Raw genomic sequence first — 26,472 nt, forward strand, 5'->3', positions numbered from 1 at the left:
CCGGGTGCGTCGTCTTTTGCGCGGCAGGAGGAGAAGGGGAAGAGGATGAGGCTCGGATCGAGGCTTCGCGGCGAGTTCCCGCGCGGCTGGTGGCGCTCGGCGCGATGGTGGATCACCGGGATCCGCGACCTGGCATTGAGCACTGCGGCGGCCGTGGTCACCGTGGTGTTCGTCGGCGAGGTGAAGCGCGCTGTGCGGCATCGCGACGAGCCGCGGACTCTGGCGCGCCTGTCCGGCACGTTCGAGGGGTTCGTGGCCAGCCTCTTGGGCAACAGCGCATGCTTGGTCGTTCTGGTCACCATGGCGATCGAGGACGGTCTGCCTGTGGTGCTGACGGCGTTGCTGGCTGGGTGGGGTCTGCTCAACATCGCCATCAGTGCCACGGTGTTCGTCGTGGTCGCCCGGTCGAGGATCCGGCAGTCGGCAGCGTGGGCTGAGCTGGATTTCGTCGAGCAGCACGCGCCGAAGTACGGCCGGCCACCGGAGGCGATTGAGGAGTACCGGGCGCAGCAGCTCCAGGAGTAGGCGTCAGAGAAAAGACAGAACCCCGTGGACGTGATATCCACGGGGTTCTGTGCTGCCTGGGTGGTGCGGCAATCAGCTGTGCTGGTTGCAGTCCTTGGCCATCAATGCCTTCGCCTGGTCGCTGTCGGCCGGGATGAGCTGGACCTGGTCGATCGAATAGGCGAAGGTGTACCCGAACGTGATCATGCTGTTCGACATCGAGATCGAGCCGGATCCCGGGTCAGTGCCCGTCTGGTCGGAGCCGTTGACGTCGTCCCAGAGCACACTGGTCCGGCTGTCGTTGATCGTGCCGGTCGAGAGAACCTGGTACTGACCTTTGTCGGTCGTGCCGTCCTTGACGATCGAGCCGTGCTTGATGTCGCCGAGGGCCTTCGTGGTCAGCTGGCACTGCTGCTCACCAGCGGTGACGTTGATGTACGTGATCTTGTGGCCGTCGATTGCGGCGATGCCGCCGCGCGCCCCGTCGGTGATGGAGATGTAGGCACCGTCGAAGCTGGAGGCCTGGCTGCTGCTGGGGCTCTGCGAGGAAGCAGCATCGCTGCTCCCGCTGCAGGCGGTGAGCATGAGAGCACCCGCGGCCAGGGCCGCGGCGGACACGGCGATCCTGGTCCGCGTCGCACGTGCGGTCCTGGTGGAGTTCATGGTGTTCTTCCTTCCTTCGTTCTGGAAAGCCGGTTTGGGTCAGCTCGCCCGCCCGGACGGGGGCGTAGCGGGTGCCGCTGACGGAGCCCATGGTCCCGAAGCCGTCGATCACGCCGATCAGGCCGGCGACGATGCCCACGACTCCGGCGGTGATGCGAGACCAGTTCGCCTTGCGGATGACTGCCACGACAGAGGCGGCGATGGTCACGAGCATGATGAAGAGCAGGAAGCCACCCTCACCTCCGGCCTCGTCGCTGAAGTAGTTGACCGAGAAGCCCATGGCTGAAGCGACCGGCATGAACAGGGAGATGATCGCCAGGAGCGCCGCGATGGGAAGGATGAAGGTGGCCAGCTCCCTCAGCTTGGCCAGTCCCGGCCGCGAGGTGCTCTGCTGCATCGAGCGCGCGGCGCTCTGCGCGGCGGGGGCAACGCGGTTGCTGAGGAACTCCTTGGCTCCAGAGTTCTCGAGGGCCGGCGCGACCTTGGTGTTGAAGAAGTCCAGGGCACCGTTGACGACTTGCTTGGCTCCGTCTGCCATCTGCTGCATCGACGGATCACGAGGCCGGCGCTCGGGAGCGATCAGTCCGGCAGGAACGGCGGCCTGATACTCGGACATCGTCGGCTCGCGGTGATGCGTCTGCTGGAACCCGACGCCCCACTGCTCGGCCGTGACAACGGGCGGAACCTGCGGCCTCGGCGGCACGGCCTGTGAAGCTGTTGCATGGCCCTGTGTCGGCTGCTCGGGTAACTGAGGCTGATCCTCAGTCATGATCGCCCCCGCTTTCTCTCGTTCAGTCCTGCGTGTCCAGGTGGTGCCCTCTTCGCAGGGACCGGCGTCTCGGCTCCACAGTTCCACACTGCAACCCCGAGACCCGGATCCCGACCACGCCCGGGAGCCGAAGCCGGTCCGCTTGAGGACCCCTCGACCGATTTCTGAGCTTTCTTCTCGCACTTCAGCACTTGCGAAGGCATTCACAAGCGCACTGTCAGTATTGCAGATTGATGTACCGGATGTACCACCTAACGACTGAAGGCCAGTCAAAGTCACCTATTGATAGGCAACTTTGACTGGCCAGAACTCAGTCTGTCAGGCGCCTTCTCGGAGGTTGTCGAGTCGATGCTCAGTCAGCGCCAGTGCGACTTCGGACTGGTTGAGCGCGTGCTCGCCGTCCTGAATGCGCCATTGAAGACGCTGCACGGGCGGGGCGTCTGCTTCCTGGAGCGCCAGGTCACCGAGCTCACGCAGCTCCGCGTACGCGCCCTGCAGCTGCTCCTCGTGGTGCGCCGACCGGACTCTGAGGCGGGCGACCCGCTCTTTCCACCAGTCCACCCGCGACTCGCGGTCGAGCGTGGTCTTTCCCTCAAGCCAGGCGCGGAGCTCGGCTTGGTCGACGTCGCCGGGGAGCCCGGTGGCGAGGGACCCTTCGGGTTCCGGCATGTCGATGGGGATGTGCGACAGCAGCACCGCGGGGGTCGTGTCGAGCGCGTAGGCGATCGCGACGAGGTCGTCGACGGTCACGGGGCGAGCGCATCGCTCCATCTCCGCGAGGGCGTCGGCCGAGATCGGGTGATCGAGCATCCGGAGCACATAGGCCAGCTCATCGACGGTCAGCTCGCGCAGCTGGCGGTAGTGGGTGATGGCGTCGGACACAGCAAGGGACGTGGGAAGGGACGACGGCATGCATCGATCATAGGCGCGCTCGGTGCGGCCCCCAGGTGATTCGTCACATAGCCCCGAGCCGTCGCCACGTAGACGCACGACGGGCCCCGGGAGCGGCGACCTCCGCGCCCCCTCGGGCCGAGTGCAGGCGCCAGAAGAGGCGCACCTTGGCGAAGAAGTTCAGGTCAGTCTTGTCGTCGCAGCCAGTACCGCAGATGCCCCGCGCAGTGGCGCTCATCGAGTAACAGTCGACTGCCTATTGAATGGCATTACGAGTCGTGTTTCAATAGAGCCCAATAGGCACTCGGTCCACTCTATACAAGGCGGGCAACATGTTCGGGGACGACTCTTCCGCTGATTGCGGCGTGGTCGTGACCGAGCATGCCTCCTCGGCGAGTCGAGTGCGAGTCTCCACTGCCGCGTCTCGCGCAGTCTCGCTTCGCCCGATTCCCATGGAGGCCATTCAGGTCGGAGCCACTGCCGCTGCATCCATTGCCTTGCGGCGCGATGCCATGACGACAACTCAGGCCTCGGTCGCACGCCGGAGGAAGGCCGCATAGAACCGCCGACGCCTCGGACAGCCATGCCCACGTCCGTGCCGTGGACCGTCTGCCAGTCCCCCGCGTCCAGCACCGAACGCACCGATTCCCTTTCCAGGCCGGCCATCACGCCGCAGTCCTGCCGCAGGGGCCCCGGCCCGCCACCGGCTACGCCCTGGCCGGGCCGGGGCAACACCCGCCCCCTCCTCCCTTTCGGAAGGTCGTATCCCGATGATCCGCAATCTCGCCCTCCGCTCGGTCGCACCCGCCGCCCTCGCACTCGCGGCCGCTGCCACCCTGACCGTGACCACCGCCCCGGCCGCGCACGCCGTCGGCGAACACAGCAAGTGCACCACCAACTGGACAAACTTCCAGGCCACCGTGGCCAAGAATGGCTGGAACTACCGCACCGGCCCGGGCACCACCTACGCCAGCCGCGGCCTCCTGTACCGGGGCGACAAGGTGACTGTGCTGTGCAGCCGCGGCAACTGGGACTACAGCCAGCTCACTCAGCGCTCCAAGTCTGGCATCCCCAAGGGCACCCGAGGCTGGGTGCGCGACGACGGCCTCTACCAGCTGGCCGGTTGACCAACCCAGTCCGCATCCCGTGCGGGATCCCGTCTGAGGACGACACAGAGCCGACTAGCCGCAGCAGTGCTGGTCAGGGCCTCACCGCGGACACCCGGCCGCGGAATCTGACGCTCACCGCCCCTTATCAACGGCCAGCCCACGAACAACGGCCCGCCGACCCCACTCGCCTTCCGGAGGAAACACCTGCATGCCCGCGTTCAAGCGCACCGCCATAACCCTGCTCGCTGCCGGAGCCCTCGCCGGCACCACGCTCGCCACCGCGACCACGGCATCCGCCGCTGACTACAGCTGCAAAACCAGCAGTGCTTCCGTCGACAATCCGGCCTACTCCGGGCCGTGGGCCGACAACTACAACTTCGACGTCACGCTGTGCGCCAAGCGCTCCGGCGGCTACATCTACGCCTACGCCAACGTGAAGTTCGAGGGACCCGTCTCGTACGTCAACATGACGGAGACCCTCGACGCCGCTCGCTTCCACCTCCAGATCAAGAAGTCGGCCTCCGGTCCCGATCCTGTCGTGAAGTGGGCGAACTACACCGGCCTTGAGTACAAGCTCGAGCACGGCAACATCGCCGGCAACGGCAGCTACAAGACGGGGACACTCAAGTACCGGGCCGGTTCGGGCCGCTACCTGGCCGACGGCTTCATCCAGCTGGACTGGAACAACGACGGCAAGGGCTACCGCAACACGAACTTCAGAGCCTCCCCGACCGTGTAGCCGCACCGAACTGCCCGGCCGGACAGAGCGTCCTCCGCCGATCTGGCACCAGGCGCAGCCCGGCCCCTCTCTCCCATCCCCCTGGGGCGACATCCCCGCGTCCTTCCGGCGCGGGCGCTGGCCCGGCTGCTCAGTGGGGGCGTCGTCCGCCCACGGCGACGCCCCCACCCACTCCGCCCTTCCCGTCCGGCGCCCGAACCAGCTGACGCCGGCCGCCCCACCAGGAACGTCTCGCACCTGCTTTCCCTGGAGCGTCTGTGTCAGCCACCACCATGCCCGTCTCCACCACCAAGGACGCCGAACCGTCCCGACCGCGGCCCTGGCCGCAGGCGATCTGGGCGCTGCTCGTCATCACCCTGGTGGCGCGCGGCTTCGGCTTCGCCTATCCCTTCCTCAGCTATCACCTCAAGGACCTGGGCTACACCACCGCCGCCGTCGGCCAGGCCCTCGCGGTCTTCGGCATCGGATGGCTCGTCGGCCAGTTGCTCACCGGCTGGGCCGCCGACCGGCTCGGCCGGCGCCGCACTCTCATGGCCGCCATGCTCACAGCCGCCGTCTGCCTGCCCGTGATGTCCCAGGCGCACGCGTTCGCCGCCGTGTGCACCGGAGCCCTGATCGCGGGCATCGTGTACGACTCGCCGAGGCCGGTCGTCTCCGCGGCCATCGCCGACCTCATCACCGACGACGGACAGCGCGCCGCCGTCAACGGCTGGCGCCACGGGGCCGTGAACATCGGCGCGGCGATCACCGGCGCAGGTGGCGGCCTGCTGGCCGGACAGCTCGGCTTCCCTGTGCTGTTCTGGTTCAACGCCGCCGCCTGCGCAGTCTGTGCCCTGCTCGCCCACCGCTACCTCGACGACGACACCCCGGCCGCCTCCGCCCGCCTCAGCGAGCCCACCGCGCACATCCCGCTGCGCTCGGCCGTGCTCGACGCACGCCTAGGGCTGCTGTGGATGGCCAGCGTGGCCGCCCTGACCTGCGCTGCCGGCATGTTCACCGTGCTGCCACTGCTGATGGAGGACGACGGGCTCGCCGCCGACGCCTACGGATGGACACAGGTCGCCAACGCCGGAGCCGTCGTCGTGCTCACCCCGCTGCTCAACCCGTGGCTGCGCCGCCGCTGCGACGGGCCCCAGCCGGTCACCGGCCTGCTCGCCGTCGGCTCGCTCCTGCTGGGCGCGGGCATGGGCAGCGCAGGCCTCGCCGACACCACGGCCGGCTACAGCCTCGCCGTGGCGGCCGCCGTCCCCGGGGAGATCGTCTTCTTCATCGCGGCCAACGACATCGTCACCAAGATCTCGCCCGTTCACGCCCGCGGTCTGTACGCCGGGATCTGGGGTTCAACCCTCGCCGTCGCCGTGATCATCGCCCCGGTTCTCGCGGCTGTGTCCCTGGCCTCGGGCGGTGGGGTTCTCGCCGCGCTGACCGCCCTTGCCGCCGGCGCCATGGGCGCAGCCCTGTGCGTGCCGCTCGCTGGCCTCACCCACCGCCGCACGGCCTCCCGTGTGGCCGAGAGCCCTGTCCCCGCCGCTACCTGACCGCCGAATCGGAGAACCGGACCATGAGACACAGCACCACGCGCCCCAACTCGGGGGCAGCAGCGCCCAGACGGGCTCCCGCTTCGACAGCCCTGCCCACGCCCGCGCCGGGGACAAGCCGATGACCGCGATCGCTCCGGCCGAGCAGTCCGCACCGCCGACGGGCGACCGACGGCTGCTGCTCGGTGTCTTCGCCGTGATGGGCCTCGTCATGGCGGTGTGGGGCACGAGGATGCCCTCAGTGCAGAGGGTGGCCAACCTTGGGACGGGCCATCTGTCACTCGTTCTTCTCGGTGCCGCAGTCGGCATGGTCGCCGGACTCCAGCTCGGCGGGCGCCTGGCCGACCGGCACGGTTCCTCCCGACTGCTGGTCGTCCCCGCCGTCGTTTTCGGCCTCGCCCTGGCTCTCCTCGGCCAGTGCCGCACGCTGCCGACTCTGATCGGGGCTGCCGTCGTCTTCGGCCTCGCACACGGGCTGCTTGACGTCGGTTGCAACGTCTCTGCCGTTCACTGCGAGATCGCCTTCCAGCGGTCGATCATGTCCGGGCTGCACGCCGCCTACTCGATCGGTGCTCTGTGCGGGGCCGCGCTCGCAGCCGTGACCACCTGGATGTCCCACGAGGTGCTGTTCGCGATGGTCGGTGCCCTCACGGTGCTCGCCGCTGTCACCGCCGTTCCAGCCGTACGAACGGCAACCTCCCTCGACCACGCACCCGCGCGTCCCGAAGCGGTTCCGGACGAGGCAAAGCCGGCGCAGATCTCCCACGCCTCGGTGTGGCTGCTCGGTGCCCTGGCCGCTGCGTGCCTGCTGGCCGAGGGCGCCGCCGCCGACTGGTCGGCAGTTCACCTGCACTCCCTCCACAGCTCCGAGGCAACAGCGGCAGCCGCCTACGCCCTCTACAGCGCCGCCATGGCCGCGGGCCGACTCGCGGGCGACCGGCTGACCGGCCACTACGGAGCACCCGCCCTGGTACGCATCGGCGCCACCCTGGCCGCCGCCGGACTCGGCGCTGCACTGATCGCCGGCAGCGCCCCGGCCGCCCTGCTCGGCTGGATGGCCCTCGGAGCCGGCCTGTCCACGGCCATGCCGGCCCTCATCACAGCCGCCGGCCGGGGAGGACCACGCGCGGTGGGCACCGTCGCCACCATCGGCTACCTCGGCCTGCTTGCCGGACCGGCCGCCATCGGGGCGATCGCCTCGCTCACCAGCCTGACCACCGCGCTGGCCCTGCTCGTCGTCCTGACCGCGACCGTCGCTGTCGTCTCCCACCGAGCCTTGGAGTCCCGTTGACCTCTTCCCAGCCCACCACCCCCAGCGGCGCCGACCTCGAGGCCGTGATCCTCGACTACAACGGGGTCATCGGCCGCCAGCCCGGCCCGGCCCAGTGGGCCCGGCTCGCCGAACTCGCGGACTGGCACCCCCAGGAGACCCACGCCTTCCAACAGGCGTTCTGGCAGCGGCGGGAGCCCTACGACCAGGGCATCGCCACCACCCACACGTTCTGGAGCGGACTGCTGCGCAACGGGCGCACCGCGCCCGTGGGCAGCACCCTCCTGGCCGCTCTCGCACGCGCCGACATCGACATGTGGACCGACACGGACCCCGCCGTGCTGGACCTCCTGCACACAGCCCACGCCACCGGGCTGCGTCTCGTACTCCTGTCCAACGCGCCCAAACCGCTGGCCAACACCCTCGACGACGCCGAATGGTGCGCCACCTTGTTCAGCCGGACCGTCTACTCCGCCCGCATCGGAGTGAACAAGCCCCACAGGCGGGCCTACGAGGCAGCGCTCGAGGCCGCCGGAGTGCCCCACCCCTCAAAGACCCTGTTCGTCGACGACCGGCTGGACAACGTCGAAGCCGCCGAGCAACTCGGCCTGCAAGCCCTGCACTACACCGGCGACCCGGCCGCACTCGCCCGCCGGCTTCCCCGTCAGCCCGCCGTCACACACCCGGCATGCTCGACGGGTCCCGGGAGTGGCACCACCCGCGCTCTTTCGGGCTGAGGGTGGGCGCCAGAAGAGGCGCACTCGGCGAAGAAGTTCAGGTCAGCCTTGCCGTCGCAGCCAGTACTGCGCATGTCCCGCGCAGTGGCGCTCATCGAGTCGGAGTCAGCCGCCTATTGAGTGGCATTCAGACTCATGTTTCAATAGGGTATTGATAGGCATTCGGTTCACTCTATACAAGGCGGGCAACATGTTCGGGCACGGCTCTTCCGCTGATTGCGGCGTGGCGCTCCAGAAGGTGGCCTGATGGCGTTGACCGCTGCGGAGATCGCCGACATTCGGCGCTACGCCCAGGAACTGGCCGACCAGGCGCCCCCGCTCACCCCCGAGCAGCGGGACCGCCTGAAAGCCCTGCTCCGGCGCAAGCCGACCGAGTCGAAGCCAATCGCCGCCTAGAAGCGGCCACCGCCCCTATCCACTCGCGCGGCGGCCCTGCCCGCAGGGGGCACCCTCCCGCCTCGCCTCGCGAAACGGATCCCGGTGCGCCTACGAGAAGGGGTATCGGCCCCGGCGACGGCGCTGTGTACGACGTCCGCGACCTGGCCGCGCTCGTCGCCGACCACGCCCCCGCAGCACGCGAGATCCTCGCCCAGGCGGCACAGGAGAAGCAGGACCGGAAGAAGCAGCGGCTCGGCCTCACCACGCCGGCGCCCCGTCGAACACGGCCCGCCATGTGGCAGCAGCCAGCGGGTGACGGCCCCCTCGACGTCCTCGCCGCCGATCTCCAGTTCGCCGACATCCTCGAACCCCACGGCTTCACTTTCGTCGGCACCGACAGCGAAGGCCGCCAGATGTGGAAGCGGCCGACCGCAGGCGCCGACTCCTCAAGCAGCGCCTACAGCCTGCTCTGTGACGACCACGTGGCCGTGAACTGGTCTGAACGCTCCGACCTTCCCGTCGGTGCCCAGCCGTCCGGGCGGAAGCGGACCATCGGAAACCTGTGGGCCCCTGCGAATCAACGGTTACACAGGGGCGAGCGGCATCCGCCGTAAGGGTGCTCGTTGAACACGCACCCTTTGCGCGGGCTGCTCCGCCCGAGGGGTCAGCCCATCCCCTGGAGCGGCTCGATCCGTACCGAACGCGGATCGAACGGCGCCCTGCCCGGACGGCCGGGCAGGAGCGTTACCGTGGCCAGCGTCTCGACCACCGCGCGCTGCCGGTCCAGCGTCAGATCCTTCCAGGCCTTGGCGGGATCTTCGGCGGTCACGATGTCCACCAGGATGCGCGCCCGCCGCGGGTGGGCCATCTGCGCCTCGACATCAGCCAGCCGGGCCTTGATTCTGCGGGTAGCGGCCTTGAATTCAGCGGCGTCCGCATCGTCGTCATCCGCGAACTCGTCGGTCAGAACCCTGATTCGGGATCGCAGGGCAACGGCCTTCGCCCGCAGCTCCTCCGTCCCCGGTGCGCTCTCGTCGACGAGGAGATCGACGGCGTCGGGGCGCGACAGGCGCCGGATCACGTACTCCTCGACGGTGAGGTCGATCGGTTCCGTACCGCGCGCCAGGTGCTTCGTCGTCCGGCACCGGTACAGCGGCGTCGTGAGCCCCCGCGCGCCTTTCGGGCCGCCCCGCGACCCGGACGTCACGGTCGTCCCGTCGTCGCAGACACCGCACCGGGCGATCCCAGACAGCAGCCACCGCCGGCCCGGTCCCGGGCTCGTCCTCCGGCTCTCGTCCTCAAGGACGTGCTTCGCCGCCCGCCATGTGGCCTCGTCCACGATGACCGGCCACTTACCCGGGTGCAATTCGCCGCGGTACTGACGCAGCCCTGCGTAGCGCTCGTTCAGGAGTACGCCGCGGATGGCGTTGTGTGACCAGGGTTTGCCGTTGCGGTTGAGGATGCCCCGCTCGTTGAGGTCGGCGGCCATGCCGGAGAGGGTCGCTCCGGCGAGCAGCGCGTGAAAGCAGTCCTTGACCTCGGCGGCCTCGTCTTCGACGAGCTCCGCGCCGTCTGCGGTGTAACCGAAGCAGCGCGGCCCGGTCGGAGGCAGGCCGCGCTCGACGCGCTGGCGCATCTCCCGCTGCTCTCGCTCCGACATCTGCTCGACCTCGAACGTGTCGACCTCGCCGAGGAGGCCGGCGAGGAGACGGCCAGCGGCCGTCGTGAGGTCCAACTCGGGTCCCTTGACGCACAGCACGGACACCTCGTGCTTGCGGAGAATCTCGATTCCCTCGGCCCGTTCGCGCCGGTTCCGCCAGAGTCGGCCGAGCATGTAGACGATGATGACGTCGACTTCGCCGCGCTGTACGGCAGCCATGAGCAGCTCGTACTGGGGGCGGTGCTTGCCGTGGGTGGCCGACTTGTCGTTGTCCCGGAAGCGGCGCCCCTGGAGGGGGATTCCGCGCCGTTCGGCCAACTCTGCGGTGTCCTCGCCTTGACGGATGACACCGTCTTCGTCGCCTTCATCCGCCTTGCTGATGCGCTCGTATGACGCACCCTTACTAAACGGGGTCATAAATTGAAGTATAGGTGCGTCTACTGCTTCGCCCGCAAGACGCACAGCTATCTGGACCTGGACACCGGCATCGGCTTCGACACCCAGATCGTCGTCAAGGTGAACGCGCCCGAACTGCTGCGCCGGCAGCTGGCCTCGCCCCGCTGGCAGGGCGAGCACGTGGCGATGGGCACCAACGTCGACTGCTACCAGCGCGCCGAGGGCCGCTACCGGCTGATGCCGGGCATCCTCTCCGCGCTGCGCGAGCGGGCCAACCCCTTCTCGATCCTGACCAAGGGCACGCTGATCCTGCGCGACCTCGACCTGCTGCGGCAGGCGGCCGAGGTGACCGACGTCGGCGTCTCCGTGTCGGTCGGCTTCGTCGACACCGAGCTGTGGCGCACCGTCGAGCCGGGCACGCCCGCGCCGGAACGGCGGCTGGACGTCGTACGCACCCTCAGCGAGCACGGCATCGGCTGCGGGGTGCTGATGGCGCCGGTCATCCCCTTCCTCGGCGACGAGCCGGCCCAACTGCGGTCCACGGTAAGGGCGATCGCGGAGGCCGGCGCGACCTCCGTCACCCCGCTGGCCCTGCATCTGCGCCCCGGCGCCCGCGAGTGGTTCATGGCCTGGCTCGGGCAGCACCACCCGCACCTGGTGCGCCGCTACGAGCGGCTGTACGCGGAAGGGGCCTACGCGCCGAAGTGGTACCAGCGCCGGATCACCCGTCAGGTCCACGACCTGGCCGAGGAGTACGGGATCGGGCCCACGCGCGCGGGGATGCCGCGCCGGATCCGGCCGCCCGAGCCGGTCGAGGAGCCGGAGCCGTCCGGCCCCACCCAACTCACCCTGATCTGAGCCTCTTCGGACCGATCCCGAACGAATCCGGAACCGATCACTTCGAACTGAGTGCGTTCGAGGGCATCCGGCGACCCGATCGGGTCAAGAATCGCCGGAACGGGCTCCAGTGATCCCTCTTTCCGGGACGATGCGCCGAGGGCCGTGACCCACGCGGTCCCTCGACCTCCGTCCTGGGAGGACCCATGAGAAAACGCGCAGCCGTGCTGTGCGGAGCCGCCGCCGTCGTGGCCGGGACGATCACCGCCGCGCCCGCCGACGCGAGCCCCACGCACCCCGTGCGCACCGCCCCGGCGACCCGGATCGCCTGGAAGGCCTGCGGCACCGCCGACTCCCCGACACTGCAGTGCGCTTCCCTGAAAGTGCCGCTCGACCACGCGAGGCCCCACGGCGAGAAGATCACGATCGCCCTGTCCCGCGTCCCGCACACCGCGAAGAAGTACCAGGGACCGCTGCTGGTCAACCCCGGCGGCCCCGGCGGCAGCGGGCTGGCCCTCGCCGGGTTCGTCGCGTCGTCGCTGCCGAAGGCGGTGGCCGCCCAGTACGACGTCATCGGCTTCGACCCGCGCGGGGTGGGCAAGAGCACGCCCGCGCTGAACTGCGCGCCGGGCCACTTCAAGCCGGTCCGCCCGGACTCGCTGCCGGCGACCGCAGCGGTGGAGCGGGCGAATCTGCGGCGCGCCGAGGGCTTCGCCGCGGCCTGCGGGAAGAAGTACGCCCGCCTGCTGCCGTACATCGACACCCTCAGCGCCGTACGGGACATGGACGCCGTCCGCGACGCCCTCGGCGCGCCGAAGCTGAACTACTTCGGCTACTCGTACGGCACTTACCTGGGCGCGGTCTACGCCAAGCTCTACCCCCAGCGGGTGCGGCGGCTGGTCCTCGACTCGATCGTCGACCCCACCGGCGTGTGGTACGAGGACAACCTGGCGCAGGACCACGCCTTCAACGACCGCCACCGCGCCCTGATGGCCTGGATCGCGAAGCACGACGCCACGTACAAGCTGGGCACGGACCCCGCGAGGATCGAGGCGAAGTGGTACGCGATGCGGGCGGCGCTGGCGAAGCGGGCGGCCGGCGGCAAGGTGGGCGCCGCGGAGCTGGAGGACACCTTCCTGCCCGGCGGCTACTACAACGGCTACTGGCCCAACCTCGCCGCGGCGTTCGCCGCATACGTCAACGGCAAGGAGACCGGCCCGCTGGTCAAGGCGTACGAGACCTTCGCCGCGGTGGACGCCTCGGGCGACAACGGCTACAGCGTCTACACCGCGGTGCAGTGCCGTGACGCGAACTGGCCGCGCCACTGGAGCCGGTGGAGCGCGGACAACTGGGCGGCGTACCGGAAGTCGCCGTTCATGACCTGGAACAACGCCTGGTACAACGCGCCGTGCGCGTTCTGGCCGACCCGCTCGCTGGGGCCGGTGAACATCATGAACGGCGAGCTGCCGCCGGTCCTGCTGTTCCAGGCGACGGACGACGCGGCCACGCCGTACGAGGGCGGCGCGACGGTCCACGCGCTGCTGCGCGGGTCCAGCCTCGTCGTCGAGCGGGGCGGCGGCAACCACGGCATCACGCTGAGCGGGAACGCCTGCCTGGACAAGCACCTCGCGGCCTATCTCACCGACGGCACCGTGCCGCGCGGCGTCGGCGGGGTGGACGCGGTGTGCGCGGCGCAGCCCGACCCGACGCCCGTGACCGCGAAGGCCGCTTCGGGCACGGCCCGCGGTTCCACCCTGCACGTGCTGCTCGGCTTCCGCGGCTGACCACCCGCCCACCCCGTCGGGGGCGCTGTCAGGCCCATGGTCCAGGATGACGCCATGAGCGATCTGACACGGATTCACGCCCCCGACGGGGTGGCTGCGGCCGCGCAGTACTCGCACGTGGTGCTGGGCACGGGCCGGTTCGTGGCGGTCTCCGGCCAGCTCCCCCTCGACGAGGACGGCCGCCTGGTCGGCGAGGGCGACCCGGCAGCCCAGGCCCGCCAGGTCTTCGAGAACCTGCGGCGCTGCCTGGCCGCCGTCGGCGCGGACTTCGACGACGTCGTCAAACTCACCTACTTCGTCACGGACATGGCGCACCTGCCGGCGATCCGCGCGGCCCGCGCCGCGCACATACCCGACGACCGGCTCCCGGCCTCGTCGGCCGTGCAGGTCGCCGCGCTGGTGCGCCCCGGGTTCCTGATGGAGATCGAGGCCTACGCGGTGGTGTCCGAGTGACCTCCGCGGTGGTTCGCCCGATGGCGCTCGACGACTGTGAGCGGGTCTCCGAGATCCGGATCCGGGGCTGGCAGAGCGCCTACCGGGGGTTGATGCCGCAGTCCCACCTCGACGCGCTCGACGTGGGCGAGGATGCCGAGCGGCGGCGCACCTGGTTCGCGCAGGCGGACGGCAGTGTGCGCAACCTGGTCGCCGAGCGGGACGGACGCGTCGTCGGCTGGGCCGCCTACGGGCCGTACCGGGACGGCGAAGTACGCACGGACGACGGCGAGTTGTACGCGATCTACGTCGACCCCGAGCACCACGGCGAGGGTCTGGGCCGGGCGCTGCTGGAGGCGTCCCTGCGGGGGTGCGCCGCCGACGGGCGCCGGCTGGTGCGGCTGTGGGTCCTCAAGGGGAACTTCCTCGCCCGCCGCTTCTACGAACGGGCGGGCTTCCACGCTGACGGCGCCGAGGAGCCCTTCGAGGTGGACGGCGTCGAGGTCCCGGAAGTCCGGTACACCAAGCCGTTGACACGGTGACCGCGCCTCAGCGTTGCCGGGGGATGCGGGCCAGGGCGCCGGCCGCCGCCGCCGCGAGGGCCGGGTGGGCCAGGGCGTCGTTGAGGACGGGGCGGGCTCGCGTGTCGCCGAGGGCGCCCAGTCCCTCCACGCACGCGAGGGCGACCCGGCGGTAGGGGTCGTGCGGGCGGAGCCGGCGTTCCAGGGTGGTGATCAGCGCGGGCACGGACTCGGGGGCGCGCAACTCCACCAACAGCCTGACCGGTTGCAGTGCGTAGGCGATCCGTAACTCGTTGGTGGCGAGGGTGGCCGCCGCGCGGGCGGTGCGGGGGTCGCCGAGGCGGGCCAGCGCGTGCGCGGCGCCCGCGCAGCGCGGCGGATCGCGGTGGTTGAGCAGCAGGACGAGCGCCTCGAAAGCCCGCCGGTCGCCCGCGATCCCCAGCCGGAACGCGGCCAGTTCCCTAGCCCACAGCGGCTGCCCGGCGGCCGTGAGCACCGCGGCGAGCTCGTCGTGGTCACCGGTGCGCACGAGCCGTTCGAAGGCGGCATCGCCTCCCGACTCCTGCCGTAAGCGTTCCGTGAGCGATCGCAACTCCCCGTCCATGAAGGCGAGCTTAGGACCATCGGGCGGCCGCGTCGGGACGTATGTCACAAAGTCGAGGTCTGGCGCGCTCGTTACCCGGCGGTTAAGCTCAGACGAGCGAGTTACCCACTCGCACAACCTGCTCGCGGTGGCCTGGTGACGCAGCCGCCAAGAGAGCAGTCGGTTCGGTACACAGGTACCTCAGGCGTGACCCGGCTCCGGGACAGGGCCGGTCGGTCATCACCGTTCCCTCGGGCGTGTGCGCGCCCCGAGCGACGGCCCCGGGCGTGTGCGCAGTGCCCTGACAGGCGCTGACAGCCCGGCAACACCCGCATCCAGCACCTCTGTTCACGCACCGGTGCGCCACGGCCCGGCTCTCGGCAGGGCTTCCCCGGCGCACCCGGTCGCGCTTCTCAGTCGTCACCCTCTTCTCTGGAGTCCCGCGATGGCCACTCCCCTGTCCCACACCTCTCAGCCCTCCCTCCGCACGATCGCCGTGGTCGGTCTCGGCACCATGGGCGCCGGCATCACCGAAGTCCTCGCCAAGGCGGGCCGCGAGGTGATCGGCATCGACGTCGACGAGACCCAGACGGCACGCTGTGTCGCCGCCCTGGAGTCCGCCACCGCCCGCGCCGTCGAACGCGGCCGGCTGACCGAGCAGGAGCGCGCCGACGCCCTGGCCCGCCTCCGCACCTCCACCGACCTGCGCGACGCGGCCGACGCCGACCTGGTCATCGAGGTGGCGCCGGAGTCGTACGAGGTCAAGCAGCAGATCTTCCGCGAGCTGGACGGGATCGTGCGGCCCGAGACGATCCTCGCCACCGGCACCAACGCGCTGTCCGTCACCCGCCTCGCCGCCGACTCCGCCCGCCCCGAGCGCGTCCTCGGCCTGCACTTCTTCAACCCCGCCCCGGCGATGAAGCTCGTCGAGGTCGTCTCCTCCGTGCTGACCGCGCCGGCCGCCGTCACCGCCGTCACCGACCTCGCCCTGGACCTGGGCAAGGAGCCCGTCGCGGTCGGCGACCGCCCCGGCTTCGTCGCCGACGGGCTGCTGTTCGGCTACCTCAACCAGGCCGCCGCGATGTACGAGGCGCGGTACGCCTCCCGTGAGGACATCGACGCCGCGATGCGGCTGGGCTGCGGTCTGCCGATGGGCCCGCTCGCCCTGCTGGACCTGATCGGCGTCGACACCGCGCGCACGGTCCTGGATGCCATGTACGCCGCCTCCCACGACCGGCTGCACGCCCCCGCGCCCATCCTCAAGCAGCTCAGCGAGGCCGGTCTGACCGGCCGCAAGGCGGGCCGCGGCTTCTACACCTACGAGGCCCCGGGCAGTGCGACCGTCGTCGCCGACGCCCTCACGCCGGTGACCGGCGGCACCGGGACCCCCGGCCGTGCGGTGCGCTCCGTCGGCGTCGCCGGGTCCGGCACGATGGCCTCCGGCATCGCCGAGGTGTTCGCCAAGGCGGGCTTCGACGTCGTCCTCGCCGCCCGCAGCGAGGAGAAGGCGCAGGTCGCCAAGGCGCGGATCGGCAAGTCGCTGTCCCGTTCCGTCGACAAGGGCAGGATGACGGCCGAGGCCGCCGCGCAGACCCTGGAGCGCGTCACCCCGGCCGGTTCCTACGACGCCTTCGCCGACGTCGACCTGGCGGTCGAGGCGATCGCCGAGGACCTGGAGATCAAGCGGCAGCTGTTCGCGACGCTGGACAAGGTGTGCAGGCCGGGCGCCGTCCTCGCCACGACGACGTCGTCGCTGCCGGTGGTCGCCCTGGCCCGAGCCACCTCGCGTCCGCAGGACGTGATCGGCATGCACTTCTTCAACCCCGCGCCGGCGATGAAGCTGGTCGAGGTGGTCCGCACGGTGCTGACCGGCGAGGACGTCCACGCCACGGTGCACGAGGTGTGCGGCCGCATCAGGAAGCACGCCGTGGACTGCGGCGACCGGGCCGGGTTCATCGTGAACGCCCTGCTGTTCCCGTACCTCAACAACGCGATCAAGATGGTCGAGGAGCACTACGCGACCCTGGACGACATCGACGCCGCGATGAAGCTGGGCGGCGGCTACCCGATGGGCCCGTTCGAACTGCTCGACGTGGTCGGTCTGGACGTCTCCCTGGCCATCGAGAAGGTGCTGCACCACGAGTTCCGCGACCCGGGGCTGGCCCCGGCGCCGTTGCTGGAGCACCTGGTGGCCGCGGGCTGCCTCGGCCGCAAGACCGGCCGCGGCTTCCGCGAACATGCCCGCCGCTGACGGCGCCGGGGACCGGCCGCGGGCCGGAGAGGACTGGGGCGGGCTGCTGGATCCGGCGGCCCCCCTCCCGCCCGCCCCGGCCTGGGCGGGGGGAGCCCGCCGGCCTGGCGGACCGGCGCACCGAGCTGCGCGCATGCAGTACGTTCAGGACATGCCCCAGCCCGCCAAGTCCTCACGTCCCTCAGCTCCGACCGAAGTGTCGGACAGCCCCGCGGGCAGCCGCGCGGCGGCCCAGCGGCTCAAGATGCGCCGGGAACTCGCGGCCGCGGCCATGGAGTTGTTCGCGACGAAGGGGTACGAGGCGACCACCGTCGACGAGATCGCGGCCCGGGCCGGCGTCGCCCGCCGCACGTTCTTCCGCCACTTCCGCTCCAAGGAAGAGGCGATCTTCCCGGACCACGACGACACCCTGATCCGCGCCGAGGCGGTGCTGAACGCGGCGCCCGCGCACGAGCATCCGCTGGACACGGTGTGCCGGGGCATCAAGGAGGTCATGAAGATGTACGCGGCGCGGCCGGAGATCTCGGTCGCCCGCTACAAGCTCACCCGCGAGGTGCCCACCCTGCGCGAGGCGGAGATCGCGTCGGTGGCCCGCTACGAGCGCCTCTTCACCCGCTACCTCCTCGGGCACTTCGACGAGCACGCGCACGACGACGACGCCAACGACGACCCGCTGCTGGCGGAGGTTGCCGCGTCGGCCGTGGTCACCGCGCACAACCACGTGCTGCGGCGCTGGCTGAGAGCCGGCGGCCAGGGGGAGGTGGAGGCGCAGCTCGACCACGCCTTCGCGATCGTCCGCAAGACGTTCGGGACGGGCATCGGGGCCGGGCGCGTGGGCGCCGGGGCCGGCGCCTCGGCCCCGGCGTCGGCGGCGGTGTCCGCGCACGGTGAGGTGCTGGTGACGGTGGCGCGTACGGACGCGCCGCTGGACGAGGTGATGCGGACCATCGAGCAGGCGCTCAAGGAGCGCTGAACAGCCCTCACGAGCCCTGCGGCACTGTGATGACGGCCACCCGACCGGGTGGCCGTTTTGGCATGTCAGAGGCCGTTTTCACGCGGATTCACGAGCCCGTTCGATCGATCATCGCTCATTTGTGACGTAAAGATTTCAGCTGAGTGGAAGTTCTGGCACTCAGTGCCTTGCGAGGTGACACGCGGTGTCATACGTTGAAGGAGTCCGGGCGGCCGGCGTGCAGAGACCTTTCGTACGTCGGCTGTCCCCGCAAGCCCACGGTTTGCGCGCCCGGACGCCTGCGTCACAGGCACCCTCCCGCGCCACAAAGCGCTGCCGAACAGCACCACCGAGCCGAACCGACGGCACCCCCTCATCCCTCAGCAGCACCGACGTAACCATCGGCGCCCCTCCCTCAGGGCGCTCACCGCCGGAGGCAACACCGTGACCGTGAAGGACATCCTGGCCGCGATCCAGTCGCCCGACTCCACGTCGGCGGACTTCGCCGCCCTGCAGCTCCCCGAGTCGTACCGCGCGATCACCGTGCACAAGGACGAGACCGAGATGTTCGCGGGCCTCGAGACCCGCGACAAGGACCCTCGCAAGTCGATCCACCTCGACGAGGTGCCGCTGCCGGAGCTCGGCCCCGGCGAGGCCCTGGTGGCCGTCATGGCCTCCTCGGTCAACTACAACTCCGTGTGGACGTCGATCTTCGAACCGCTGTCGACGTTCGGCTTCCTGGAGCGCTACGGCCGCACCAACGAGCTGGCCAAGCGCCACGACCTGCCGTACCACATCATCGGCTCCGACCTCGCGGGCGTCGTCCTGCGCACCGGCCCCGGCGTCAACGCCTGGAAGCCCGGCGACGAGGTCGTCGCGCACTGCCTCTCCGTGGAGCTGGAGTCCTCGGACGGCCACAACGACACGATGCTCGACCCGGAGCAGCGCATCTGGGGCTTCGAGACCAACTTCGGCGGCCTCGCGGAGATCGCGCTCGTCAAGTCCAACCAGCTGATGCCCAAGCCGGACCACCTCAGCTGGGAGGAGGCCGCCGCCCCGGGCCTGGTCAACTCGACCGCCTACCGCCAGCTGGTCTCCCGCAACGGCGCCGGCATGAAGCAGGGCGACAACGTCCTGATCTGGGGCGCGAGCGGCGGCCTCGGCAGCTACGCCACCCAGTTCGCGCTGGCCGGCGGCGCCAACCCGATCTGCGTCGTCTCCAGCGAGCAGAAGGCCGACATCTGCCGGTCCATGGGCGCCGACGCGATCATCGACCGCAACGCCGAGGGCTACAAGTTCTGGAAGGACGAGCAGACCCAGGACCCCAAGGAGTGGAAGCGCTTCGGCAAGCGCATCCGCGAGCTCACCGGCGGCGAGGACATCGACATCGTCTTCGAGCACCCCGGCCGCGAGACATTCGGCGCGAGCGTCTTCGTCACCCGCAAGGGCGGCACCATCACCACCTGCGCCTCGACCTCGGGCTACATGCACGAGTACGACAACCGCTACCTGTGGATGTCCCTGAAGCGCATCATCGGGTCGCACTTCGCCAACTACCGCGAGGCCTGGGAGGCCAACCGGCTGATCGCCAAGGGCAAGATCCACCCGACGCTGTCGAAGGTGTACTCCCTCGAGGACACCGGCCAGGCGGCCTACGACGTGCACCGCAACCTCCACCAGGGCAAGGTCGGCGTGCTCGCGCTGGCCCCCGAGGAGGGTCTGGGCGTGCGCGACCACGAGAAGCGCGCCAAGCACATCGACGCCATCAACCGCTTCCGGAACATCTGAGGTCGTCCATGAGTGAGCGTCAGAAGGACCGGCCGTGGCTCATGCGCACGTACGCCGGTCACTCCACGGCCGAGGCGTCCAACGAGCTGTACCGACGCAACCTCGCCAAGGGTCAGACGGGTCTGTCGGTCGCCTTCGACCTGCCGACCCAGACCGGCTACGACTCCGACCACATCCTCGCCCGCGGCGAGGTCGGCCGGGTCGGCGTGCCGGTCGCGCACCTCGGTGACATGCGCCGGCTGTTCCAGGACATCCCCCTGGAGCAGATGAACACCTCGATGACGATCAACGCCACGGCCATGTGGCTGCTGGCGCTCTACCAGGTCGTCGCCGAGGAGCAGGGTGCGGACATCACCCGGCTCCAGGGCACGACCCAGAACGACATCGTCAAGGAGTACCTGTCCCGGGGGACCCATGTGTTCCCCCCGGGGCCGAGCCTCCGGCTGACGACGGACATGATCGCGTACACGGTCTCCCACATGCCGAAGTGGAACCCGATCAACATCTGCAGCTACCACCTGCAGGAGGCCGGGGCCACGCCGGTCCAGGAGATCGCGTACGCGATGTCCACCGCCGTCGCCGTCCTGGACGCCGTGCGCGACAGCGGTCAGGTGCCGCAGGAGCGCATGGGCGACGTCGTCGGGCGGATCTCGTTCTTCGTCAACGCGGGCGTCCGCTTCGTCGAGGAGATGTGCAAGATGCGCGCCTTCGGCCGCATCTGGGACAAGATCACGCTGGAGCGGTACGGCATCCAGGATCCCAAGCACCGCCGCTTCCGCTACGGCGTCCAGGTCAACTCCCTCGGTCTGACCGAGGCGCAGCCGGAGAACAACGTCCAGCGGATCGTGCTGGAGATGCTGGCGGTGACGCTGTCCAAGGACGCCCGCGCGCGTGCCGTGCAGCTGCCCGCCTGGAACGAGGCGCTGGGGCTGCCCCGGCCCTGGGACCAGCAGTGGTCGCTGCGCATCCAGCAGGTGCTGGCGCACGAGAGCGACCTGCTGGAGTACGAGGACATCTTCGAGGGCTCGCACGTCGTCGAGGCGAAGGTGGCGAAGCTGGTCGAGGAGTCCCTCGCGGAGATCGAGCGGATCCAGGAGATGGGCGGCGCGATGGCCGCCGTCGAGTCGGGCTACCTCAAGTCGCAGCTCGTCTCCTCGCACGCCGAGCGCCGGGCCCGGATCGAGTCGGGCCAGGAGAAGATCGTCGGCGTCAACATCTTCGAGACGACCGAGCCGAACCCGCTGACCGCCGACCTGGACACCGCGATCCAGACGGTCGACCCCGCGGTCGAGGCCCGGGTCATCGCCTCACTGCGGAACTGGCGCGACACCCGTTACCAGCCCCCCTTCAACCACCCGCGCCCGTGCAAGGCGCTGGAGAAGCTGAAGGAGGCCGCCAAGGGCACCGCCAACCTCATGGAGGCCACCCTGGAGTGCGCCCGCGCCGGCGTCACCACCGGCGAGTGGGCCGGGGCCCTGCGCGAGGTGTTCGGGGAGTTCCGGGCGCCGACCGGGGTCTCCTCGGCGCCGGTCGCCGTCCCCGCCGAGGAGGGCTCGGCCCTGTCCGAGGTGCGCCGCAAGGTCGACGTCACGGCCAAGGACCTGGGCGTGGGCAAGCTGCGCTTCCTGGTCGGCAAGCCGGGCCTGGACGGCCACTCCAACGGCGCCGAGCAGATCGCCGTGCGCGCCCGCGACGCCGGCTTCGAGGTCGTCTACCAGGGCATCCGGCTCACCCCGGAGCAGATCGTGGACGCGGCCCTCGCCGAGGACGTGCACGCGGTCGGCCTGTCCATCCTGTCCGGCTCGCACGCGCAGCTGGTCCCGGACGTACTCGAACGGCTGCGTGTGGCCGGTGCCACAGACATCCCCGTGATCGCCGGTGGCATCATCCCGAACGGGGACGCCGAGCAGCTCCGGGCAGCCGGAGTGGCCGCGGTGTTCACCCCGAAGGACTTCGACATCACCGGAATCATCGGCCGCATCGTCGACGAGATCCGGAAAGCGAACAAGCTCGACCCACTGGAGGTCCCCGCATGACGACCGTCAACCGCCTTCGCCCCCGGCGTTCGTGTCTGGCCGTACCGGGCTCGAACCCCCGCTTCCTGGAGAAGGCGCAGGGCCTCCCGGCGGACCAGGTCTTCCTCGACCTGGAGGACGCATGCGCGCCGCTCGCCAAGCCCGAGGCGCGGCACACCATCGTCAAGTTCCTCAACGAGGGCGACTGGACGGGCAAGACGAGGGTCGTGCGGGTCAACGACTGGACGACCGAGTGGACGTACCGTGACGTCGTCACCGTGGTCGAGGGCGCCGGCCAGAACCTCGACTGCATCATGCTGCCGAAGGTGCAGTCGGCCCAGCAGGTCGTCGCGCTGGACCTGCTGCTGACGCAGATCGAGAAGACGATGGGCTTCGAGGTCGGCAAGATCGGCATCGAGGCGCAGATCGAGAACGCGCAGGGCCTGAACAACGTCAACGAGATCGCGACGGCGTCCCAGCGCGTCGAGACGATCATCTTCGGCCCGGCCGACTTCATGGCCTCCATCAACATGAAGTCGCTGGTCGTGGGCGAGCAGCCGCCCGGCTACCCGGCGGACGCCTACCACTACATCCTGATGAAGATCCTGATGGCCGCCCGCGCCAACAACCTGCAGGCGATCGACGGCCCCTACCTGCAGATCCGCAACATCGACGGCTACCGCGAGGTCGCCCGGCGCGCCGCCGCGCTCGGCTTCGACGGCAAGTGGGTGCTGCACCCGGGCCAGGTCGAGGCGTCCAACGAGATCTTCTCGCCGTCGCAGGAGGACTACGACCACGCCGAGCTGATCCTGGACGCGTACGACTACTACACGTCCGAGGCGGGCGGCAAGAAGGGCTCGGCGATGCTCGGCGACGAGATGATCGACGAGGCCAGCCGCAAGATGGCGCTCGTCATCTCCGGCAAGGGCCGCGCGGCCGGCATGCAGCGCACCAGCAAGTTCGAGATCCCGGAGGGCTGAGCGCGATGCAGTTCGGACGCACCTACGAGGAGTTCGAGGTCGGGGCGACGTACAAGCACTGGCCGGGCAAGACGGTCACGGAGTACGACGACCACCTGTTCTGTCTCCTCACCATGAACCACCACCCGCTCCACATGGACGTCAACTACGCCGAGAACACGACGGACTTCGGCAAGAACGTGGTGGTCGGCAACTACATCTACTCGCTGCTGCTCGGCATGTCCGTCCCGGACATCTCCGGCAAGGCGATCGCCAACCTGGAGATCGAGTCGCTCAAGCACGTGGCGCCGACCTTCCACGGCGACACGATCTACGGTCAGACGACCGTGCTCGACAAGTGGCCCTCCAAGTCGAAGAACGACCGCGGGATCGTGCACGTCGAGACCAAGGGCTACAAGCAGGACGGCACGCTCGTGTGCGTGTTCCGCCGCAAGGTGATGGTGCCGACCGAGACGTACATCAAGGAGCGCGGCGGCGAGCAGCCGGGCCGCCCGGAACTTCAGGAAGGCTGACCGATGGCCCGCCTCGCCCAGACCGCCGGTCTGACCGACGTCCAGCAGGAGATCCTCTCCACCGTCCGCGACTTCGTGGACAAGGAGATCATCCCCGTCGCCACCGGGCTGGAGCACCGTGACGAGTACCCGCAGCAGATCGTCGACGGCCTGAAGGATCTGGGCCTGTTCGGCCTGATGATCCCCGAGGAGTACGGCGGTCTGGGCGAGTCGCTCCTGACGTACGCGCTGTGCGTCGAGGAGATCGCCCGCGGGTGGATGTCGGTCTCCGGCATCATCAACACCCACTTCATCGTGGCGTACATGCTCAAGCAGCACGGCACGCAGGAGCAGAAGGAGCACTTCCTGCCGAGGATGGCGGCCGGCGACATCCGGGGCGCCTTCTCCATGTCGGAGCCGGGTCTCGGCTCGGACGTGTCGGCGATCACGTCGAAGGCGGTGAAGGACGGCGACGAGTACGTCCTGAACGGCCAGAAGATGTGGCTGACGAACGGCGGGACCTCCTCACTCGTGGCCGTTCTGGTCCGAAGTGACGAAGGACACCCCGAGGGCACCGCGCCCCACAAGTCCATGACCACCTTCCTCGTCGAGAAGGAGCCCGGCTTCGGGGAGGTCCGCCCCGGCCTCACCATCCCGGGCAAGATCGACAAGATGGGCTACAAGGGCGTCGACACCACCGAGCTCATCATGGACGGCCTGCGGATTCCCGCCGACCGGGTGCTCGGCGGCGTCACCGGACGAGGCTTCTACCACATGATGGACGGCGTGGAGGTCGGGCGGGTCAACGTCGCCGCCCGTGGCTGCGGCGTCGCACAGCGTGCGTTCGAACTCGGCGTCGGGTACGCCCAGCAGCGGCACACCTTCGGCAAGCCGATCGCCCAGCACCAGGCCATTCAGTTCAAGCTGGCCGAGATGGCTACCAAGGTCGAGGCCGCGCATGCCATGATGGTGAACGCGGCACGCAAAAAGGATTCCGGAGAACGAAACGACCTCGAGGCCGGGATGGCGAAGTATCTCGCCTCCGAGTACTGCAAGGAGGTCGTGGAGGACGCCTTCCGGATCCACGGCGGCTACGGCTTCTCCAAGGAGTACGAGATCGAGCGCCTCTACCGTGAGGCTCCGATGCTGCTGATCGGTGAAGGTACCGCCGAGATCCAGAAAATGATCATCGGCCGCAGGCTGCTCGAGGAGTACCGGTTCCAGGGCTAGATGTCAGGGTTGGGGGTGTTTTCTTCGAGAAGAAGATCACACCCCGTCAACCCGCTCCGGCCGCCGACTCGGCTTCTTGACTTACCCAGTTGCGGCCTCGAACCGCTACCATCGCGGTAAGCCGCCGTCCCCCTGTCGAAGCGCGGCGTCATCCGCTACGAAGGTCATCCATGCCCCACAGCCAAACCTCTGCACCTCGCGACAGCCTGGTCGGCGTACGCCTTGCGCGTGGAGCATCGCCGTGGCTTCTCCCGACCGTCGCCACCGCAGCCGTCAGCCTGCTCCGCGCCCGCCGCTCCGGCGCCGCGAAGGCCGTCGCCGTTCCCGCCACCGCTCTGGCGGCGGGCATGCTGTGGTTCTTCCGCGACCCCGAGCGCGAGATCGCTCAGGGCCGGGTCATCTCCCCCGCCGACGGTGTGGTGCAGAGCATCATGCCGTGGAAGGACGGGCGCACCCGGGTCGCGATCTTCATGAGCCCGCTCAACGTCCACGTCAACCGCGCCCCGCTGTCGGGCACGGTGACGTCGGTCGAGCACATCCCGGGCGGGTTCGTGCCGGCGTTCAACAAGGAGAGCGAGAACAACGAGCGCGTTGTCTGGCACTTCGACACCGAGCTCGGTGACATCGAGATGATCCAGATCGCCGGCGCCGTCGCCCGCCGCATCGTCCCCTACATCCCTGAGGGCACGAAGGTCGAGCAGGGCGAGCGCATCGGTCTGATCCGCTTCGGCTCGCGCGTCGACATCTACCTGCCCGAGGGCGTGGAGGTCGCGGTCGAGGTCGGGCAGAAGACCGTGGCGGGGGTGACTCGCATTGACCGTGATTGACCCACAGACCCAGGCGGGCTGGGTGCCCGAGGCCGACGAGGCGGACGACGAGGAGGAGATGCCCCTCTCTCTGCGGCTGTCGATAGCGGACACCCTCACCCTCGGCAACGCCACGTGCGGCTTCATGGCGGTGTACTTCACCACCACCGGCATCCTGATCCCGCACCTCACCGGCAGCCAGGAGACCGGCATGGCCCGCCACAGCGCGGCCACCGCGGTCATCCTGATGCTCTGCGCGGCGGTGTTCGACCTCTTCGACGGACTGGTCGCCCGCAAGCTGCGTTCCTCGCCCATGGGCGCGGAGCTGGACAACCTCTCCGACCTGATCAGCTTCGGCCTCGCGCCGGCGTACTTCGTCCTCGTCTACGGCATGGTCGCCAACGACGCTCACCAGCGGGTGGCGGCGGTCGGCGCGATCATGGTGCTGCTGGCGGTGGTGCTCAGGCTCGCCAGGTTCTCCTGCGTGACGGTGAAGGACGGCACCTTCCAGGGCATGCCCTCGCCGTTCGGCGCGCTGACGGTCGTCTCCATCGTGCTGCTGGAGCTGCCCTTCGAGGCCACGCTCCTCGCCATCCTGGGCACCGCCTGGCTGATGGTGAGCCGGGTGGAGTACCCGAAGCCGCGGGGTCGCCTCGCCGGTGCGATGCTCTCCTGGATCGTGCTGTCGATGGGCCTCCTCGCCGCCTGGGCCTTCGACGCCCCCGGCGGCCAGCTGCTCCTCCAGGCCGGCTGCGCGCTGCAGCTGGTGATGGGCGCGGTGATCCCCCTGTTCGCCACGGCACGCCGGGTGAACAACTTCCGCGGCAACCGCCGCGAGGCTCGCGCGGCGCAGCTGCCGTAACGCTCCGCTGAGGGCCCCGGACCCGGGTCGGGTCCGGGGCCCTTCGCGTTCCCCGCACCCGGCACCGGTGTGACCGCCCCCTGGGGGCTCCGCCCCAGACCCCCGGCCCATGCCCGCCCGCCACCCGACTCGCTCGGGAGAAAGGCGAGCGCATCCAGCCCGTCCGGCGTTCGGGGCTGCGCCGACTCGCTCGGGAGAAAGGGGAGCGCATCCAGCCCCTCCGACGTGTGAGGCTGCGCCGACACGGTTGGGACAAGGGTGCGCGCATTCAGCCCGTCCGGCGTTT

The 26,472-nt window shown here is 69.7% G+C and carries 27 protein-coding genes; 23 read left to right on the top strand and 4 right to left on the bottom strand.

Annotated elements, in window-relative coordinates; genetic code table 11:
- Nucleotides 1-45: 45 nt before the first annotated feature.
- Nucleotides 46-525: a hypothetical protein gene (locus ACIOC0_RS19605; protein WP_402156328.1), complete on the top strand. Its 480-nt coding sequence runs from the start codon at nt 46-48 to the stop codon at nt 523-525.
- A 72-nt stretch (nt 526-597) separates the two neighbouring features.
- Here the strand turns inward: ACIOC0_RS19605 and ACIOC0_RS19610 are convergent, their stop codons facing one another.
- A complete protein-coding gene (locus ACIOC0_RS19610) occupies nt 598-1,167 on the bottom strand; it encodes a hypothetical protein (protein WP_402156329.1) in 570 nt (189 codons plus the stop codon).
- Here ACIOC0_RS19610 and ACIOC0_RS19615 point away from each other — a divergent pair.
- Nucleotides 1,166-1,453 carry a hypothetical protein gene (locus tag ACIOC0_RS19615; RefSeq protein WP_402156331.1) on the top strand — a complete coding sequence of 96 codons (288 nt, stop codon included), beginning with the start codon at nt 1,166-1,168 and terminating at the stop codon, nt 1,451-1,453. The genes ACIOC0_RS19610 and ACIOC0_RS19615 overlap by 2 nt on opposite strands.
- Nucleotides 1,446-1,772 (top strand): hypothetical protein, encoded by a 327-nt coding sequence (locus ACIOC0_RS19620; RefSeq protein WP_402156332.1) that lies wholly within the window; start codon nt 1,446-1,448, stop codon nt 1,770-1,772. The genes ACIOC0_RS19615 and ACIOC0_RS19620 overlap by 8 nt, the downstream gene beginning before the upstream one ends.
- A gap of 482 nt (nt 1,773-2,254) precedes the next feature.
- Here ACIOC0_RS19620 and ACIOC0_RS19625 read toward each other — a convergent pair whose 3' ends face one another.
- Entirely contained in the window at nt 2,255-2,848 is a 594-nt protein-coding gene (locus ACIOC0_RS19625; RefSeq protein WP_402156333.1) for a DNA-binding protein, read from the bottom strand.
- A gap of 749 nt (nt 2,849-3,597) precedes the next feature.
- Between ACIOC0_RS19625 and ACIOC0_RS19630 the strand changes: the two genes are divergently transcribed.
- From ACIOC0_RS19630 to ACIOC0_RS19660, 7 genes are all read left to right on the top strand, one after another.
- Nucleotides 3,598-3,954: an SH3 domain-containing protein gene (locus tag ACIOC0_RS19630; protein ID WP_340375923.1), complete on the top strand. Its 357-nt coding sequence runs from the start codon at nt 3,598-3,600 to the stop codon at nt 3,952-3,954.
- 190 nt (nt 3,955-4,144) lie between these two features.
- A complete protein-coding gene (locus tag ACIOC0_RS19635; RefSeq protein ID WP_402156335.1) occupies nt 4,145-4,675 on the top strand; it encodes a hypothetical protein in 531 nt (176 codons plus the stop codon).
- Nucleotides 4,676-4,932: 257 nt separating this feature from the next.
- Nucleotides 4,933-6,213 carry an MFS transporter gene (locus ACIOC0_RS19640; RefSeq protein ID WP_402156336.1) on the top strand — a complete coding sequence of 427 codons (1,281 nt, stop codon included), beginning with the start codon at nt 4,933-4,935 and terminating at the stop codon, nt 6,211-6,213.
- Between the two features lie 121 nt (nt 6,214-6,334).
- A complete protein-coding gene (locus tag ACIOC0_RS19645; RefSeq protein WP_402156337.1) occupies nt 6,335-7,504 on the top strand; it encodes an MFS transporter in 1,170 nt (389 codons plus the stop codon).
- Nucleotides 7,501-8,220 (top strand): HAD family hydrolase, encoded by a 720-nt coding sequence (locus ACIOC0_RS19650; RefSeq protein ID WP_402156338.1) that lies wholly within the window; start codon nt 7,501-7,503, stop codon nt 8,218-8,220. The genes ACIOC0_RS19645 and ACIOC0_RS19650 overlap by 4 nt, the downstream gene beginning before the upstream one ends.
- A 246-nt stretch (nt 8,221-8,466) precedes the next feature.
- A complete protein-coding gene (locus ACIOC0_RS19655) occupies nt 8,467-8,616 on the top strand; it encodes a hypothetical protein (protein ID WP_351836617.1) in 150 nt (49 codons plus the stop codon).
- 125 nt (nt 8,617-8,741) lie between these two features.
- Nucleotides 8,742-9,212: a hypothetical protein gene (locus tag ACIOC0_RS19660; RefSeq protein ID WP_402156339.1), complete on the top strand. Its 471-nt coding sequence runs from the start codon at nt 8,742-8,744 to the stop codon at nt 9,210-9,212.
- Between the two features lie 50 nt (nt 9,213-9,262).
- Here the strand turns inward: ACIOC0_RS19660 and ACIOC0_RS19665 are convergent, their stop codons facing one another.
- A complete protein-coding gene (locus ACIOC0_RS19665) occupies nt 9,263-10,675 on the bottom strand; it encodes a recombinase family protein (protein ID WP_402156581.1) in 1,413 nt (470 codons plus the stop codon).
- Nucleotides 10,676-10,678: 3 nt separating this feature from the next.
- Between ACIOC0_RS19665 and ACIOC0_RS19670 the strand changes: the two genes are divergently transcribed.
- From ACIOC0_RS19670 to ACIOC0_RS19685, 4 genes are all read left to right on the top strand, one after another.
- Nucleotides 10,679-11,512: a radical SAM protein gene (locus ACIOC0_RS19670; RefSeq protein WP_402156340.1), complete on the top strand. Its 834-nt coding sequence runs from the start codon at nt 10,679-10,681 to the stop codon at nt 11,510-11,512.
- Between the two features lie 185 nt (nt 11,513-11,697).
- A complete protein-coding gene (locus ACIOC0_RS19675) occupies nt 11,698-13,275 on the top strand; it encodes an alpha/beta hydrolase (protein ID WP_402156342.1) in 1,578 nt (525 codons plus the stop codon).
- Nucleotides 13,276-13,329: 54 nt separating this feature from the next.
- Nucleotides 13,330-13,728: a RidA family protein gene (locus tag ACIOC0_RS19680; protein ID WP_402156343.1), complete on the top strand. Its 399-nt coding sequence runs from the start codon at nt 13,330-13,332 to the stop codon at nt 13,726-13,728.
- A gap of 20 nt (nt 13,729-13,748) precedes the next feature.
- On the top strand, nt 13,749-14,249 hold the full coding sequence (locus tag ACIOC0_RS19685; RefSeq protein WP_402156345.1) for a GNAT family N-acetyltransferase: 501 nt from the start codon (nt 13,749-13,751) through the stop codon (nt 14,247-14,249).
- Nucleotides 14,250-14,256: 7 nt separating this feature from the next.
- Here the strand turns inward: ACIOC0_RS19685 and ACIOC0_RS19690 are convergent, their stop codons facing one another.
- Nucleotides 14,257-14,832, bottom strand: a complete 576-nt coding sequence (locus ACIOC0_RS19690; RefSeq protein ID WP_402156346.1) for an adenylosuccinate lyase — start codon at nt 14,830-14,832, stop codon at nt 14,257-14,259.
- Nucleotides 14,833-15,256: 424 nt separating this feature from the next.
- Between ACIOC0_RS19690 and ACIOC0_RS19695 the strand changes: the two genes are divergently transcribed.
- The 9 genes from ACIOC0_RS19695 (at nt 15,257) to pssA (ending at nt 26,186) form a co-directional block, all read left to right on the top strand.
- Nucleotides 15,257-17,062, top strand: a complete 1,806-nt coding sequence (locus tag ACIOC0_RS19695) for a 3-hydroxyacyl-CoA dehydrogenase family protein (protein ID WP_402156347.1) — start codon at nt 15,257-15,259, stop codon at nt 17,060-17,062.
- Between the two features lie 151 nt (nt 17,063-17,213).
- On the top strand, nt 17,214-18,035 hold the full coding sequence (locus tag ACIOC0_RS19700) for a TetR family transcriptional regulator (RefSeq protein ID WP_402156348.1): 822 nt from the start codon (nt 17,214-17,216) through the stop codon (nt 18,033-18,035).
- Between the two features lie 423 nt (nt 18,036-18,458).
- On the top strand, nt 18,459-19,802 hold the full coding sequence (gene ccrA, locus ACIOC0_RS19705; protein WP_130437795.1) for a crotonyl-CoA carboxylase/reductase: 1,344 nt from the start codon (nt 18,459-18,461) through the stop codon (nt 19,800-19,802).
- Nucleotides 19,803-19,810: 8 nt separating this feature from the next.
- Nucleotides 19,811-21,838, top strand: a complete 2,028-nt coding sequence (locus ACIOC0_RS19710) for a protein meaA (RefSeq protein WP_352249841.1) — start codon at nt 19,811-19,813, stop codon at nt 21,836-21,838.
- Nucleotides 21,835-22,797 (top strand): HpcH/HpaI aldolase/citrate lyase family protein, encoded by a 963-nt coding sequence (locus tag ACIOC0_RS19715; RefSeq protein WP_402156350.1) that lies wholly within the window; start codon nt 21,835-21,837, stop codon nt 22,795-22,797. The genes ACIOC0_RS19710 and ACIOC0_RS19715 overlap by 4 nt, the downstream gene beginning before the upstream one ends.
- Before the next feature lie 5 nt (nt 22,798-22,802).
- A complete protein-coding gene (locus ACIOC0_RS19720; RefSeq protein WP_130437798.1) occupies nt 22,803-23,309 on the top strand; it encodes a MaoC family dehydratase in 507 nt (168 codons plus the stop codon).
- 3 nt (nt 23,310-23,312) lie between these two features.
- The gene (locus tag ACIOC0_RS19725; RefSeq protein WP_130437799.1) at nt 23,313-24,518 is read left to right on the top strand and encodes an acyl-CoA dehydrogenase family protein; all 1,206 of its coding nucleotides are present in this window, start codon (nt 23,313-23,315) and stop codon (nt 24,516-24,518) included.
- A 170-nt stretch (nt 24,519-24,688) separates the two neighbouring features.
- Nucleotides 24,689-25,345, top strand: coding sequence for a phosphatidylserine decarboxylase (locus ACIOC0_RS19730; protein ID WP_130437800.1), 657 nt, complete (start codon nt 24,689-24,691; stop codon nt 25,343-25,345).
- A gap of 22 nt (nt 25,346-25,367) precedes the next feature.
- Nucleotides 25,368-26,186, top strand: a complete 819-nt coding sequence (pssA, locus tag ACIOC0_RS19735; RefSeq protein ID WP_130438297.1) for a CDP-diacylglycerol--serine O-phosphatidyltransferase — start codon at nt 25,368-25,370, stop codon at nt 26,184-26,186.
- Nucleotides 26,187-26,472 lie beyond the last annotated feature (286 nt).

This window comes from Streptomyces sp. NPDC088254, from assembly GCF_044740925.1.
GTDB lineage: Bacteria > Actinomycetota > Actinomycetes > Streptomycetales > Streptomycetaceae > Streptomyces.